Here is a 243-nt window from a genome sequence, read left to right on the forward strand (position 1 = left end):
TTCTTCACAAGCTAGCAGTGGCAGCTCTAGTTCTTCTAGTTCTAGTTCTTCGAATTCGGGAACATCGTCATCTTCCTCGACTTCTGCTTATACCGTTAAGTCAGGAGATTCACTTTGGGCCATCGCTAATAAGTATGGTGTTTCTGTTGCTAATTTGAAGAGTTGGAACAATCTTTCATCAGATACCATCTATGTTGGACAGTCTTTGAAGATTGCAAGCTCTTCTTCACAAGCTAGCAGTAG

The 243-nt window shown here is 41.6% G+C and carries 1 protein-coding gene; it reads left to right on the plus strand.

The genetic code is table 11. From position 1 onward, the window contains the following. The coding region (locus GSM_RS14500) for a LysM peptidoglycan-binding domain-containing protein (RefSeq protein WP_010078438.1) at positions 1–243 on the plus strand (243 nt) is incomplete at both ends.

This window comes from Liquorilactobacillus mali KCTC 3596 = DSM 20444 (assembly GCF_000260415.1).
Taxonomy (GTDB): domain Bacteria; phylum Bacillota; class Bacilli; order Lactobacillales; family Lactobacillaceae; genus Liquorilactobacillus; species Liquorilactobacillus mali.